Genomic DNA, 15091 nt, shown 5'->3' on the forward strand with positions numbered 1-15091 from the left:
CTTCCTCCCCATTTCAGGATTTCGATGATGCCACCCGCTTGCGACCTATTTATGTCGCTCGGGCAATTCAGTGTAGCAAGCGCAGTTATTCCAGACAGTGTTTCTGACCCATTGCGCAATGCCCAGTAGAAAAAAAGCGGCCCGGCAAGCCGGGCCCACAAAGGACAGACAGGAATCAACGGCGCGGCCGGCCATCCGGCCGCGCCGGCTTATCAGGCAAATGCCTGAATACCGGTCTGGGCTCGGCCCAGAATCAGGGCATGCACATCGTGCGTGCCCTCATAAGTGTTGACCGCCTCCAGATTCATCACATGGCGGATCACATGGAATTCGTCGCAGATGCCGTTGCCGCCGTGCATGTCGCGGGCGACGCGGGCGATGTCGAGCGCCTTGCCGCAATTATTGCGCTTGATCAGCGAGATCATTTCCGGCGCGGCCCGGCCTTCGTCCATCAGCCTTCCCACGCGCAGCGCGGCCTGCAGGCCCAGCGCGATCTCGGTCTGCATATTGGCCAGCTTCAGCTGGATCAGCTGGTTGGCGGCCAGCGGCCGGCCGAACTGCTGGCGGTCCAATGTGTACTGGCGCGCGGCGTGCCAACAGAATTCGGCGGCGCCCATCGCGCCCCAGGCGATGCCGTAGCGCGCCTTGTTCAGGCAGCCGAACGGCCCCTTCAGGCCCTTGACGCCCGGCAGCAGCTGTTCGTCCGCCACCAGCACGTCGTCCATCACGATCTCGCCAGTGATCGATGCCCTGAGCGAGAACTTGCCGTGTATCTTGGGCGCGGACAGGCCCTTCATGTCCTTCTCCAGGATGAAGCCGCGGATTTCGCCTTCGTCATCCTTGGCCCACACCACGAACACATCGGCTTCAGGACTGTTGGTGATCCACATTTTGCTGCCGGACAGCAGATAGCCGCCATGCACCTTGCGGGCGCGGGTCTTCATGCTGGCCGGGTCGGAGCCGGAATCGGGCTCGGTCAGGCCGAAACACCCCAGCCACTCGCCGCTGGCGAGCTTGGGCAGATATTTGTCTTTCTGCGCGTCGGAGCCGTAAGCCCAGATCGGATGCATCACCAGCGACGACTGCACGCTCATCGCCGAACGGTAGCCGGAATCCACCCGCTCCACTTCGCGCGCCACCAGGCCGTAGGCCACATGCGACAGGCCGGCGCAGCCGTAACCCTCTATGGTGCAGCCCAGCAAGCCCAGCTCGCCCATCTCGTTGATGATTTCGCGGTCGAAGCGCTCCTCGCGGTTGGCCGTCAAGACGCGCGGCAGCAGCCGCTCCTGGCAATACTCGTGCGCGCTCTGCTGCACCAGTCTTTCCTCATCGCTCAACTGTTCCTGCAACAGCAGGGGATCTTCCCAACTGAACGCTGCGCGCTGCGTGGATGCTGCCATTTGACGTCTCCCACATGTTCCGCATTGCGGAATTAAATTTCACCATGCAAAATAGATTAAACACTCTGCCACGGGCTTGTAAAGCGATTTATCCGTCATGTGGCAAAACCGTTGCCATGATGAGGAACAAGATGCAACAGCAAGCAGACCGGCAATTCGTCACCGCCCTGGCGCGCGGACTGGAAGTGCTGGCGGCGTTTCGCCCCGGCGAAGGCGCGCTGTCCAATCAGGAGCTGGCGCGCCGCACCGGCCTGCCCAAGTCCACGGTATCGCGGCTCAGCTACACGCTGACGCGGCTGGGCTACCTGCAGCCGGAGGGCGATGGCGGACCGTATCGGCTAGGATTGGCGTTATTGGCGCTGGGGACGACGGCATTGGCCGGCTACGACTTGCGCTCGGCCGCCGCGCCTTTGATGCGCGAGTTCGCCTTGCACAACAATGTATCGATCAGCCTGGCGCTGCGCGACGGCAGCGACATGGTGTATCTGGAAACCTGCCGCAGCCAGGCGCGGGTATCGGTGCAGCTCAGCGCCGGCTCACGGGTGCCGCTGGCCACCACCGCCATCGGCCGCGCGTATTTCGCCGGCCTGCCCCAACACGAGCGGCAGGCGGTGCTGCCGCTGCTGGCCGAAAGATACGGGGCCGGCTGGCCGCTGCTGGAGACGCGGCTGCGCCAGGCCTGCGCCGACTACCAGGCCTTGGGTTATTCGGCGTCATTTGGAGAATACGAACCGGACGTGATGGCGGTGGGGGTGCATTTGCCGGCCCTGCTGCCGGGTCAGCCGGCCATGGCGCTGAATGCCAGCGGCCCCGCCTTCGCCTTCGACGAAGCCGCCATGCGGCAACGGGTGGCCCCGGCGCTGCTGGCGTTGCGCCAGCGTCTGTCCCCGGTTCAGGCGTAGAAAAACATCGGCCCGCAGCGGGCGGGCCGTCGGCATGGCGTAAGCGGGATCATTCAGGCGGACTGGATGTAATGGACCAGATGATTGATCACCTGCTCCTGCTCTTCTATGGTGGCCCGCACCAAGTCGCCGATGGACAGGATGCCCAGCACCGTTTGGTCTTCCATCACCGGCAGGTGGCGGATGCGTTTTTCCGTCATCAACGCCATGCACTGGTCCAGCGTTTGCTGCGGCGTGACGTAGACCACGCGGCTGGTCATGATGTCGCGCACCTTGGTGCCGGCAGAGGTGCGGCCTTGCAGTACGATGCGCCGGGCGTAATCGCGCTCGGAAAAAATGCCGACGATGTCGCCGGACTCCATCACCAGCACCGCGCCGATATCGCTTTCGGCCATCACCTGCAGCGCCTGGAACACGGTGCTGTCCGGATTGACGTACACCAGCGACCGACTCGGTTTGCTGTCCAGCAGTTGTCTTACGGTTTGCATGCTGCCTCCCCTTGTGCGCTGTGGAGCCATGGCGCGCCGCATGACGGCATGCGCCGTGGCATGCCGTCAATATAGCTCACTGTGGGTCGCCGCGACAAAACGCCATCAGGCGCGGATCATCGTGCCCACGCCGGCGGCGGTGAGGATTTCCAACAGCAAGGCGTGCTTGACGCGGCCATCGATGATGTGGACGGTGTTGACGCCGCTCCTGGCGGCATCCAGCGCCGAGCTGATTTTGGGCAGCATGCCGCCGGAGATGGTGCCGTCGGCGAACAGCTCGTCGATGCGCTGCGCGGTCAGGCCGGTCAGCAAATGGCCGCTCTTGTCCAGCACGCCCGGCGTATTGGTCATCAGCACCAGCTTTTCCGCTTTCAAGGTTTCGGCCAGCTTGCCGGCCACCAGGTCGGCATTGATGTTGTAGGCTTCGCCGTCCATGCCGACGCCGATGGGCGCCACCACCGGGATGAAGTCCTGGCTGTCCAGCAGCGACACCAGCGATGGATCGATGGACTCGATCTCGCCCACCTGGCCGATATCGATCGCCTCCTCGCCCTCCGCCTTCAGGAACAGCTTGCGGGCGCGGATGAAATGGCCATCCTTGCCGGTGACGCCGACGGCCTTGCCGCCGTGCTTGTTGATCAGCGACACGATTTCCTTGTTGACCAGGCCGCCCAGCACCATTTCCACCACTTCCATGGTTTCGGCGTCGGTGACGCGCATGCCCTGGATGAACTCGCCCTGCTTGCCGACGCGCGCCAGCAGATCATTGATCTGCGGGCCGCCGCCATGCACCACCACAGGATTCATGCCGACCAGCTTCAGCAGCACCACGTCCTTGGCGAAGCCTTCTTTCAACGCGTCGTCCGTCATGGCGTTGCCGCCGTACTTGATCACGATGGTCTTGCCGGCGAACTGACGGATGTACGGCAGGGCCTCGGCCAGGATGTTCGCCTTGTCGGCTGCGTCGATTGCCACTTTCTCTCTCCTTGTAGCGGGGCGTGTTTCTCCAGCAGTTAACGGCTGACTGGCGATTTGGATTACGGTGTTGCATTTTAATCACGTCAATTGCTGAATTGTAATTTATTAATTTACAGACAATCCGGTTCGCGCCTACAGTGCCGCCATTACTGAACCAAAATTCAGAAAGAAGACAATGGGAGAATCCGGCAACAGCCGCTGGCAGCGCAAGAAGGACGCGCGGCCCAGCGAAATCCTCGATGCCGCGCTGACGCTATTCGTCGACAAGGGCTACCGCGCCACCAAGATGGAAGACATCGCCCAGGCCGCGGGGGTGACCAAGGGCACGCCGTATCTGTACTTCCAGAACAAGGAAGACATCTTCAAGGCGGTGGTGCGCGAAACCATCGTCGCCCGGATGCAGGCGATGAGCGCGCAGCTGGAGCAATTGCAGGACGCCAGCGGCAGCCAGCTGCTGCACGCGGCGCTGGAAGACTGGTGGACCCATATCGGCGCCACCCGCTCGGCCGGGCTGTGCAAGCTGATGGCCGCGGAGGCCACCAATTTCCCTGAGCTGGCCCAGTTCTATTACGAAGAAGTCATCAAACCGGCCCGCCAGCTGCTGGGCTACATCGTGCAGCGCGGCATAGATAGAGGCGAGTTCCGGCCCGCGAATCTCGAACACGTCATCGACATGCTGACGGCGCCGATGCTGATGACGATGATTATGAGCCACTCCTTCGGCCTAGTGCCGGGCTGTTGCGAGAACATCACCCGCGATCCATTGGCCTTCCTGCAGGGCGCGCTGCGGCTCACTTTGCATGGCCTGCAATACCCCGTTTCCCAGGACTTGCCATCATGAAGAAATCCATCACCATCAGCCTGGCGCTGCTCGGCGCGCTCGCGCTTTCCGCCTGCCAGGAAAAAGCCAGCGCGCCGGAAGACATCCGCCCGGTGCGCTACATCGTGGCCGGCGACGCCGCCGCCTTGAGCGGCAGCAGCTATGCCGGCGAAATCCGCGCCCGCAATGAAACCCAGCTGGCCTTCCGCGTGGCCGGCAAAGTGGTGGCCAAACTGGTCAACAGCGGCGAGCGCGTCAAAAAAGGCCAGCCGCTGGCGCGGCTGGATCCCAGCGACTACCAGCTCGATCTGGCGGCCAAGCAGGCGCAATTGGCCGCGGCCGAATCCGACCTCGCCCAGCAACAGCTGAATCTGAAACGCTACCGCGAACTGCTGGCCAAGCAATTCATCAGCCAGGCCCAGGTGGACGCGCAGAGCAACGGCGTCAACGCCGCCCAGGCCAAGGTCAATCAGGCGCGCGCCGCGCTGTCGGCCAGCCGCAACCAGACCATCTACGCCACGCTGACGGCCGACGCCGACGGCGTGGTCAGCCAGATGCAGGCCGAGCCGGGCCTGGTGGTGGCCGCCGGCCAGCCGGTGGCCAAGCTGTCGCAGGACGGCTCGCGCGAAGTGGCGATCCAGGTGCCGGAAAACGCGCTGGAAGCGGTGCGCAAGGCCGGCAGCTTCCGCGTGACGCTGTGGAAGGGAGGCGCGCCGCTGGAAGGCAAGCTGCGCGAACTGGCGGCCGACGCCGACCCGGTGACCCGCACCTATCCGGCGCGGATCGCCCTGTCCGGCGACAGCCACGGCCTGCAGCTGGGCATGACCGCCGACGTAGCCCTGCCGGCGCAGGCCAGCCATCAGCTGCGGCTGCCGCTGAGCGCGCTGCTGGACCTGCAAGGCAAGCATTACGTGTGGACGATAGACGACAAGACCCTGCGCGTGAGCCGCAAGCCGGTTGAGGTTGCGGCCATCGACAGCGACAACGCCGTGATCGCCTCCGGCGTGCGCGCCGGCGACAAGGTCGTCACCGCCGGCGTGCATCTCCTGCACGAGCAGCAGCGCATCAAGCTGCTGGACCGATGAGGACATGGCGATGAAAAAACTCAACCTGTCCGAATGGGCGCTGCGCCACCAGCCGCTGGTGCGCTACCTGATGGTGATCCTGATGCTGGCCGGCGCCTGGGCCTACACCCAGCTGGGCCAGAAGGAAGACCCGGAATTCACCTTCAAGGCCATGCTGGTGCAGGCCAACTGGCCCGGCGCCAGCACGGAGGAGATGGAGCAGCAGGTCACCGACAAGCTGGAGGAAAAACTGCAGGAAATGGGCGAGATCGACTACGTGCAAAGCTACACCAAGCCCGGCGAGACCGTGCTGGTGGTGTCGCTGCGCGAGGATGTGCCGCCCAAGAACGTGCCGCAGCTGTGGTATCAGGTGCGCAAGAAGCTGGGCGACATCGCCTACACCCTGCCCGCCGGCGCCCAGGGGCCGTTCTTCAATGACGAGTTCGGCGACACCTTCGGCAATATCTACGCCTTCAGCGGCGACGGCTTCAGCTACGAGGAGCTGCGCCGCTATGTCGAATCGGCCAAGCAGGAACTGCTGCGCGTGCCGGACGTGGCCAAGGTGCAAGTGCTGGGCCGGCAGGACCAGCAAATCCATGTCGATCTATCCAGCGCCAAGCTGGCCAGCCTGGGCCTGGACAGCCGGACCATCTGGCAGGCTTTGCAGCAACAGAACGCGATGACGCCGGCCGGCACCTACGAAACCGCCAGCGACCGCATCTGGGTGCGCCCCACCGGCAAGTTCGATTCGGTGGCGGCCGTCGCCGCCACGCCGGTCAGTGCCGGCGGCAAGACCTTCCGCCTGGGCGACATCGCCACCGTCTCGCGTGGCTACATCGACCCGCCGACCAGCAGCGTGCGCTTCAATGGCAAGCCGGTGCTGGCGCTGGCCATCAGCATGAAGAGCGGCGGCGACGTGCTGAAGCTGGGCGGCAACCTGGACCAGACCATCGCCCATATCAAGGGCAAGCTGCCGCTGGGTGTGGAAATCCACGCCGTGTCGGACCAGCCCAAAGTGGTGCACGACGCCGTCGGCGAATTCATGCGCTCGCTGGTGGAGGCGGTGGTGATCGTGCTGGCGGTCAGTTTCTTCAGCCTGGGCCTGCGCACCGGCGTGGTGGTGGCGCTGTCCATCCCGCTGGTGCTGGCGATGACCTTCCTCGCCATGTACTTCTTCAATATCGATCTGCAGCGGATCTCGCTGGGTTCGCTGATCATCGCGCTGGGCCTGTTGGTGGACGACGCCATCATCGCGGTGGAGATGATGGCGCTGAAACTGGAACAAGGCTGGAGCAAGTTCCAGGCCGCCACCTTCGCCTACACCAGCACCGCCTTCCCCATGCTGACCGGCACGCTGATCACCGCCGCCACCTTCCTGCCGGTGGGCCTGGCCAAGTCCATGGCCGGCGAGTACGTGTTCAGCCTGTTCGCGGTGGTGGGCATCGCCCTGGTGCTGTCGTGGATCGTCGCCGTGGTGTTCACGCCGTATCTGGGCTATATGCTGCTGCCGGCTCATCCGCATCACGACGGCGAGCATGACGTCTACCAGAAGCCGTTCTACCAACGCTTCCGCCGCACGGTGGAATGGTGCCTGGACCACCGCAAGACAGTGATCGCCGCCACGCTGGCCGCCTTCGTCGTCTCGCTGCTGGCCTTCAAGCTGTTTGTCGCCCAGCAGTTCTTCCCCTCATCGAACCGCCCGGAGCTGATGGTGGACATGTGGCTGCCGCGCGGCGCCAGCTACCAGGCCACACTGGCGCAGGTGCAGAAGATGGAGAAACTGGCCAAGGCCGATCCCAATGTCGTCAGCGTCACCAGCTATGTCGGCAGCGGCAGCCCGCGCTTCTATCTGCCGCTGGACCAACAGCAACAGCACATCAACTATGCCCAGCTGATGGTGATGACGCGCGACGAGCATTTGCGCGAGGAAGTCAAACAACGCCTGGAGAAGATTTTCGACAACGACTTCCCCTTGGTGCGCGGCCGCGTCACCCGGCTGGAAAATGGCCCGCCGGTGGGCTACCCGGTGCAATTCCGCGTGATGGGTCCGGACCATGAGCAAGTGCGCCAGATCGCCGACCGCGTGGAGGCGCTGGTGCGCAAGCACCCGGCCGCGTTGCGCGTCAACCAGAACTGGGGCGAACAGGTGAAGGCGCTGCGCATAGCCATCGACCAGGACAAGGCCGCCGCGCTCGGCCTCAGCTCGCAGCAGCTGTCGCAGCAACTGCAGATGCTGATCTCCGGCTCAGCCGTCAGCGCCTATCGCGAAGGCAATCAGAGCATCGCCATCGTGGCGCGGCTAAATCCGGGCGAACAGAAAGATGTCGCCGCGCTGGGCAATTTGATGATCCAGACCGGCAGCGGCCGCTTCGTGCCAGTGTCGCAGATCGGCCATATCCATTACGAGCCGGAAGAAGGCATCATCTGGCGCCGCAATCGGCTGCCGGCCATCACCGTCAACGCCGATGTGGTGGACGGCGCGCAGGGCGCGGACGTATCCACTCAGCTGCAGCCGCAGATACAGGCGCTGGAACGCACGCTGCCGCTGGGCTACCACATCGAAACCGGCGGGGTGCTGGAATCGAGCGGCAAATCCCAACGCGCCATCGCCGCCGTCGCGCCGCTGATGATTGTTGTAGTTCTGACACTCCTGATGCTGCAGCTGCACAGCTTCCAGCGCACGCTGATGGTGGTGCTGACCGCGCCGCTGGGCATGATAGGCGTCACCCTCACGCTGATCTTGTTCCACGCGCCTTTCGGCTTTGTGGCCATGCTGGGCGTCATCGCCCTGTCCGGCATGATCATGCGCAATTCGGTGATCCTGGTGGATCAAATCGAACATGACATCCGCGACGGCATAGGCCGCTTCGAGGCCATCATCGGTTCCACCGTGCGTCGTTTTAGGCCCATAATGCTGACAGCATTGGCCGCCATCCTGGCCATGGTCCCACTGACTCGCAGCACCTTCTGGGGCCCCATGGCGGTCGCCATCATGGGAGGCCTGCTGGTCGCCACCGTGTTGACGCTGCTGTTCCTGCCGGCCCTCTACGCTCAATGGTTCCGCGTGTCGCGAGATGAAGAACGACCTGCCGCCGCGCAGTCGGAATAACGAACAAAAAAATGAGCAATCTGATGAAGAAGAACAACTTGACCCTGCCCGCCGCCCTGCTGCTGCTGGGCGCCTCTCTCCCCAGCCAGGCCTTTGATCTGGTCGGCGCCTGGCAAGCCGCCCGCGACTACAACGCCGATTTCGCCGTTTCGCGCGCCCAGCGCGACGCTGGGCAGGAAAAGCTGGTGCAGGGACGCAGCCAGCTGCTGCCGCAAGTCAGCGCCACCGGCACCTATGGCTACAACAATCCGCTGCAGCCTTCCAGCACCCCGACCTTAACCGGCGGCGCCCAAGCGTTGGGCCGCTATGAAAATCATGGCTACACGGTCGGCATGCAGCAAACGCTGTTCGATGTCGGCAAGTACACCGGCTACAAGAAGGGCAAACTCGGCACCGAACTGGCCGACACCACCTTCGACGCCGCCGAGCAGCAGCTGATTCTGGACATCGCCCAGGCCTACTTCGACGTGCTGCGCGCCCAGGACACGCTGGCCGCCACCCGCGCCAGCAAGAAAACCTATCTGAACCTGCTGCAGCAGGCCAAGACCGCGTTCGAAGTCGGCACCGCCACCATCACCGACACCAATGAAGCGCAAGCCGGCTACGATGGCGCCGTGGCGCAGGAAATCAGCGACGCCAACAATCTGGAACTGGCGCAAAACAATCTGAAACGGCTGACCGGACTGGACCCTGCCGGCATCCAGACCGTGCGCGACCAGCTGCCGCTGGACCCGCCCAAGCCGGCCGGCCTGGAAGCCTGGATCGACATGGCCTTGCGGAACAGCCTGAAGATCAAGACCGCGCAACAGAACCTGGACCTGGCTCACCAAAGCGCGATCGAGAAAAAAGGCAACCACCTGCCGACCGTCACGCTCAATGCCGGCTACAGCGATCAGATCAGCAACCAGTACGGCAACTACCCGCATACCCGCGGCAGCAATATCGGCGTCACCGTCAATGTGCCTTTGTTTGCAGGCGGCGGCATCAACTCCCAGGTGCGCGAGGCGTTGGCGCAGGAGGAGGCCGCGCGCGACCAACTGGAATCGACACGCCGCCAGGTGAAGGAAGACGTGCGCAAAGCCTTCCTCGGCGTGACCAATGGCGCGGCGCTGGTGCGCGCGCAGCAACAACTGCTGGTCTCGGCCAAGAGCAAGGTGGAATCCACCCGCATGGGCAAGGAAGTGGGCATCCGCACCAACATCGACCTGCTGCAGGCCGAACAGTCCTACTACACTGCGCTGACCAGCCTGGCCAACGCCAAATACAGCTACCTGACCGCGCGCCTGGCTCTGGCCCAGGCCGCCGGCCAACTGGAGCCGCAAGTACTGGCCGACGTCAACCGGCTGATCGTCCGCTGATCCCGGCGCTGGTTTGCCGACGCCTGTGCCGTCCGCGCCACAGGCGTTTAATTTTTTATACTCCGCGTAGCTTTTTGCTAAACACACTCATAGAATGACTCGTTGCCGCGCCGGCTTTCGCCAGCGCCATATCGACCCGCCGCGGCGGCGCCACGATCGCCCGGCCCCGAGGAGACTTCCATGAGCCAGCAGCAACTGATGCAACGCAAGGCCGACGCCACCCCGCGCGGCGTGGGTGTGATGTGCAGTTTCATCGCCGAACGGGCCAAAAACGCGGAAATCTGGGATAGCGAAGGCCGACGCTACATCGACTTCGCCGGCGGCATCGGCGTGCTGAATACCGGCCACCTTCATCCCAAAGTGGAAGCCGCCGTGGCGGAGCAGCTGTCGCGCTTCAGCCATACCTGCTATCAGGTGGTGCCGTACGAATCCTACATCAGCCTGGCGGAAAAACTGAACGCGCTGACGCCTGGCAGCTACGCCAAAAAAACTGCCTTATTCACCACCGGCGCGGAAGCCGTGGAAAACGCGGTGAAGATCGCCCGCGCCCACACCGGCCGCCCCGGCATCCTCGCCTTTGGCGGTGCCTTCCATGGCCGCACCCTGATGGGCATGGCCCTGACCGGCAAGGTGGCGCCGTACAAGCTGGGCTTCGGCCCCTTCCCCAGCGATGTCTACCACGCGCCGTATCCGAACGCGCTGCATGGCGTCTCGGTGCAGGACTCGCTGACCGCCATCGAAAAGCTGTTCAAGTACGATATCGATCCGGCCCGCGTCGCCGCCATCATCTATGAACCAGTCCAGGGCGAAGGCGGCTTTTACGCCGCGCCGGCCGAATGGGTGAAGGCGCTGCGCGAGCTGTGCGACCGCCATGGCATCCTCTTGATCGCCGACGAAGTGCAATCCGGCTTCGCCCGCACCGGCAAGCTGTTGGCCAGCGAGCACTTCGGCGTGGTGCCGGACCTGATCACCATGGCCAAATCGCTGGCAGGCGGCTTCCCGCTATCGGCCGTCACCGGCCGCGCCGACATCATGGACGCGCCGGCCCCCGGCGGCCTGGGCGGCACCTATGCCGGCAACCCACTGGCGGTAGCCGCCGCCCTGGCGGTGCTGGACGTGATCGAAAGCGAAAAGCTGGCCGAGCGCGCCCAGCGCCTGGGCGATGCGCTGAAGGAAAAGCTGAACAGCCTGAAGTCTGCCGTGCCGCACATCGCCGAAGTGCGCGGCCTGGGCGCGATGGTGGCCGTGGAATTCAATCAGCCCGGCAGCCACGCCCCGGATGCCGACTTCGCCAAGAAGGTGCAACAGCACGCGCTGGCCAACGGCCTGATTCTGCTGACCTGCGGCATCTACGCCAATGTGGTGCGCTTCCTGTTCCCGCTGACGATCGAAGATGAAGTCTTCGCCGAGGCGCTGGGCAAGCTGGAAGCGGCGCTGAAAGCCTGATCCCAACCGATTCGCGATGCGGCCCTCCCCCAGGACACGTGAGGGCCAGCGGGCCACAGCCCCGCATCCGCACAAGGACAACACCATGTTGAATCTGCAAGACCCGACGCTGCTGCGCCAGCAATGCTATTTGGGCGGCAAATGGCTGGATGCCGATGGCGGCCAGCACATCGCTGTGCATAACCCCGCCACCGGCGAACAGATCGCCAAGGTGCCCAAGATGGGTGCGGCCGAAGCCGAGCGCGCGGTAGCTGCCGCCGCGCGCGCCTTCCCGGCCTGGAAGGCCAAGAGCGCCAAGGAGCGCGCCGCCATCCTGCGCCGCTGGTTCGACCTGATCATGGCCCACCAGCAAGACCTGGCAATAATCCTGACCTCCGAGCAAGGCAAGCCGCTGGCCGAGGCCAAGGGCGAGATCGCCTACGGCGCCAGCTATATCGAGTGGTACGCCGAGGAGGCCAAGCGCATCTACGGCGACATCGTGCCGGGACCAGCCCTTGACCGCCGCGTGCTGGTGACCAAGGAGCCGATAGGCGTCACCGCCGCCATCACGCCGTGGAACTTCCCCAGCGCCATGATCACCCGCAAAGCCGCCCCGGCCCTGGCCGCCGGCTGCACCATGGTGGTCCGCCCAGCCAGCCAGACGCCGCTATCGGCGCTGGCATTGGCCGAGCTGGCCGAGCGCGCCGGCATCCCGCCCGGCGTGTTCTCCGTCATCACCGGCGGCTCCAGCGAAATCGGCGCGGTGCTGACCGGCAGCGATACGGTGAAGAAGTTCTCGTTCACCGGCTCCACCGAAGTGGGCCGCAAACTGATCGCCCAGTGCGCCGGCACGGTGAAGAAGGTATCGATGGAATTGGGCGGCAACGCGCCCTTCATCGTGTTCGACGACGCCGATCTGGACGCCGCGGTGGAAGGCGCGCTGATCTCCAAGTACCGCAACGCGGGCCAAACCTGCGTCTGCGCCAACCGCATCTACGTGCAGGACGGCGTCTACGACGCCTTCGCCGAGAAATTCGCCGCCGCCGTCGCCACGCTGAAGGTCGGCAACGGCCTGGAAGCCGGCGTCACCCAGGGACCGCTGATCGACCACAATGCGGTAGCCAAGGTGGAGGAGCACATCGCCGACGCGCTGGCCAAAGGCGGCACCCTGATCGCCGGCGGCAAGCGCCATGCGCTGGGCCACACCTTCTTCGAGCCGACGCTGATCGGCAACGTCAGCAGCCATATGAAAGTGGCGCGCGAGGAAACCTTCGGCCCGCTGGCGCCGCTGTTCCGCTTCAAGACCGAAGAAGAAGCCATCCGCCTGGCCAACGACACCGAGTTCGGCCTGGCCAGCTATTTCTACGCCCGCGACATCGGCCGCATCTTCCGCGTGTCCGAAGGCTTGGAATACGGCATGGTAGCGGTCAACAGCGGCCTGCTGTCCAATGAGGCGGCGCCGTTTGGCGGCGTCAAGCAATCCGGCCTGGGCCGCGAAGGCTCCAAGTACGGCATCGAGGACTATCTCGAAATCAAGTACGTGCTGCTGGGCGGGCTGGATCGCTAAGCTGCCGACACTGCCGCCGTTCCCAAGGCCATCCTCGCGATGGCCTTTTCACATTTCGCCGCAGACTGGCACACAAGCGACACACAAGGCCGGCCACTCGTCATGCGAGCAGGCATAGAATGACGTTTTGACCGAAACCCCAATACGCTCATGCCTCACCTTCTCGTCCATGGCGGCGCGCCATTGCGCGGCCGCATCACCCCGTCTTCCAACAAGAACGCCGTCCTGCCGATTCTGTGCGCCACGCTGCTGACCACGGAGCCGGTCACCCTGCGCGGCGTGCCGGACATCACCGACGTGCGCAAGATCCTGGCGCTATTCCGCTCGCTGGGCAGCCGCATCGACGGCGAACTGGCCAGCGGCACCTTGACCCTTTGCCACGCCGGCGCCCGCTTTGACGCCGAGCGCGACCATCTGCCGGAAGAGATGCGCTCCTCCATCATGCTGGTGCCGCCGCTGCTGGCCCGCTTCGGCGAGGCCAGGATAGAAAACGACGTGCAGGGCTGCACCTTGGGCGTGCGCGAGATCGACCCGCATATCGACGTCTTCAGCGGCTTTGGCGCGACGGTCAGCCGCCTGCCTGGCCGCATCCGCGTCAATGCCGTATCAGGACTCAAAGCCTTTGATCACTGGCTCGACTACGCCTCGGTCACCACCACGGAAAACTTCGTGATGTGCGCGGCCTTGGCTAACGGCAGCGCCACCTTGACCAATGCCGCATCCGAGCCGCATGTGCAGGAGTTCTGCCGCTTCATGACGGCAATGGGCGCGCGCATAGAAGGCATAGGCACCTCGCGCTTGACCATCCATGGCGTGGAACAATTAAGCGGCGTGGATTTCAGCTTTGTCGAAGACTTCCATGAAGTCGTGACTTTCCTGGCGCTGTCCGCCATCACCGGCGGCGATATTCAGGTCAAGAATGGGGCGCCGGAATTCTTCCCGCTGATCGACCGCACCTTCGCCAAGTTCGGCATCCATATCGAGCATGCCGACGGCTGGTCACGCGCCCGTTTCGACAAGCTGAAAGTCGTCGAACCGTTCACCCCGAACATTCTGCCCAAGATCGAAGCCGCGCCCTGGCCCTATCTGCCGGTGGACCTGTTGCCTATCTTCATCGCGCTGGGCGTGAAGGCCGAAGGCAATATGCTGTTCTGGAACAAAGTATATGACGGCGCGCTGGGCTGGACCTCGGAGCTGGGCAAGTTCGGCGCCCACGCCTTCCAGTCGGACCCGCACCGCGTGGTGATCTTCGGCGGCAAGCCGCTGACGCCGGCCGAAGTGGACAGCCCCTACATCATCCGCGTCGCCATCGCGCTATTGATGATCGCATCCAGCATTCCCGGCAGTTCGCGCATTCTCAATGCCACGCCCATCCGCCGCGCGCATCCGCGCTTCGTCGAAAACCTGGTCAGCCTGGGCGCGCGTATCGAATGGCAGAATGAGGACGACTGACCCCTAGCAGCGCTAAAGCCCTGCGCCGCAGCGCTGAACTTCCGCTGCCATCCGCAAACCTTTTCCTTCCCCGCGGTCTAAACAGCGGGGATTTTTATGGATTCGCTATCGAGGACAGGCATGAAATACAACCACATCGGGATACCCACAACGGAGAGGTTCGACAATGAAATCGACTTGCCGCATCTGAAAATGACCGTCAGCGACCATACAGACAATGCCTTCGGCATTCAATGGCAGCGCTACTGGGAAGATGCGCCTTACCCGGAACGGGTAAAACAGCTCCCGCACATCGCATTTGAAGTCGATGACCTGGCCAAGGCGCTGGAAGGACAGAAGATACTGATCGCCCCTAACAGCCCAAGCGAAGGACTCACCGTCGCCTTCATCGAGGTCAACGGCGCGCCGGTCGAGCTGATGCAATACTGCTGAAACGCCAACGCCCCGACAAGGACTGTCGGGGCGAGTTGGGGCGGCGTTTCGCCGGCGCAAAGCACAAAGCCCAGCTCGGTTGAGCTGGGCTTTGTC

The 15091-nt window shown here is 63.9% G+C and carries 12 protein-coding genes; 9 read left to right on the forward strand and 3 right to left on the reverse strand.

The genetic code is table 11. The features are described 5' to 3' along the window. Positions 1-212: 212 nt before the first annotated feature. Entirely contained in the window at positions 213-1400 is a 1188-nt protein-coding gene (locus tag QUG01_RS07325; RefSeq protein WP_500829547.1) for an acyl-CoA dehydrogenase, read from the reverse strand. 131 nt (positions 1401-1531) lie between these two features. Here QUG01_RS07325 and QUG01_RS07330 point away from each other — a divergent pair, with 131 nt between their 5' ends. After that, the gene (locus tag QUG01_RS07330) at positions 1532-2302 is read left to right on the forward strand and encodes an IclR family transcriptional regulator (RefSeq protein ID WP_500829548.1); all 771 of its coding nucleotides are present in this window, start codon (positions 1532-1534) and stop codon (positions 2300-2302) included. A 53-nt stretch (positions 2303-2355) separates the two neighbouring features. Here QUG01_RS07330 and QUG01_RS07335 read toward each other — a convergent pair whose 3' ends face one another. Both QUG01_RS07335 and argB read right to left on the reverse strand, forming a co-directional pair. Continuing rightward, a complete protein-coding gene (locus QUG01_RS07335; protein ID WP_043627880.1) occupies positions 2356-2790 on the reverse strand; it encodes a CBS domain-containing protein in 435 nt (144 codons plus the stop codon). 105 nt (positions 2791-2895) lie between these two features. Beyond that, on the reverse strand, positions 2896-3765 hold the full coding sequence (gene argB, locus QUG01_RS07340) for an acetylglutamate kinase (protein ID WP_500829549.1): 870 nt from the start codon (positions 3763-3765) through the stop codon (positions 2896-2898). A gap of 178 nt (positions 3766-3943) precedes the next feature. Between argB and QUG01_RS07345 the strand changes: the two genes are divergently transcribed. From QUG01_RS07345 to QUG01_RS07380, 8 genes are all read left to right on the forward strand, one after another. Continuing rightward, positions 3944-4609 (forward strand): TetR/AcrR family transcriptional regulator, encoded by a 666-nt coding sequence (locus QUG01_RS07345; protein ID WP_500829550.1) that lies wholly within the window; start codon positions 3944-3946, stop codon positions 4607-4609. Further along, the gene (locus QUG01_RS07350; protein ID WP_500829551.1) at positions 4606-5673 is read left to right on the forward strand and encodes an efflux RND transporter periplasmic adaptor subunit; all 1068 of its coding nucleotides are present in this window, start codon (positions 4606-4608) and stop codon (positions 5671-5673) included. The genes QUG01_RS07345 and QUG01_RS07350 overlap by 4 nt, the downstream gene beginning before the upstream one ends. A 10-nt stretch (positions 5674-5683) precedes the next feature. Then, on the forward strand, positions 5684-8761 hold the full coding sequence (locus QUG01_RS07355; protein ID WP_500829552.1) for an efflux RND transporter permease subunit: 3078 nt from the start codon (positions 5684-5686) through the stop codon (positions 8759-8761). A gap of 11 nt (positions 8762-8772) precedes the next feature. Further along, complete coding sequence (locus QUG01_RS07360; RefSeq protein WP_500829553.1) at positions 8773-10119, forward strand: TolC family outer membrane protein; 1347 nt, start codon at positions 8773-8775, stop codon at positions 10117-10119. A gap of 180 nt (positions 10120-10299) precedes the next feature. Beyond that, positions 10300-11565, forward strand: coding sequence for a 4-aminobutyrate--2-oxoglutarate transaminase (gene gabT / locus QUG01_RS07365; RefSeq protein WP_500829554.1), 1266 nt, complete (start codon positions 10300-10302; stop codon positions 11563-11565). 85 nt (positions 11566-11650) lie between these two features. After that, positions 11651-13111 carry an NADP-dependent succinate-semialdehyde dehydrogenase gene (gene gabD / locus QUG01_RS07370; protein ID WP_500829555.1) on the forward strand — a complete coding sequence of 487 codons (1461 nt, stop codon included), beginning with the start codon at positions 11651-11653 and terminating at the stop codon, positions 13109-13111. Between the two features lie 150 nt (positions 13112-13261). Beyond that, positions 13262-14563, forward strand: a complete 1302-nt coding sequence (locus QUG01_RS07375) for a UDP-N-acetylglucosamine 1-carboxyvinyltransferase (protein WP_500829556.1) — start codon at positions 13262-13264, stop codon at positions 14561-14563. Between the two features lie 120 nt (positions 14564-14683). Then, positions 14684-14995, forward strand: coding sequence for a VOC family protein (locus QUG01_RS07380; protein WP_500829557.1), 312 nt, complete (start codon positions 14684-14686; stop codon positions 14993-14995). Positions 14996-15091 lie beyond the last annotated feature (96 nt).

This window comes from Chromobacterium sp. CCUG 76385, from assembly GCF_059916625.1.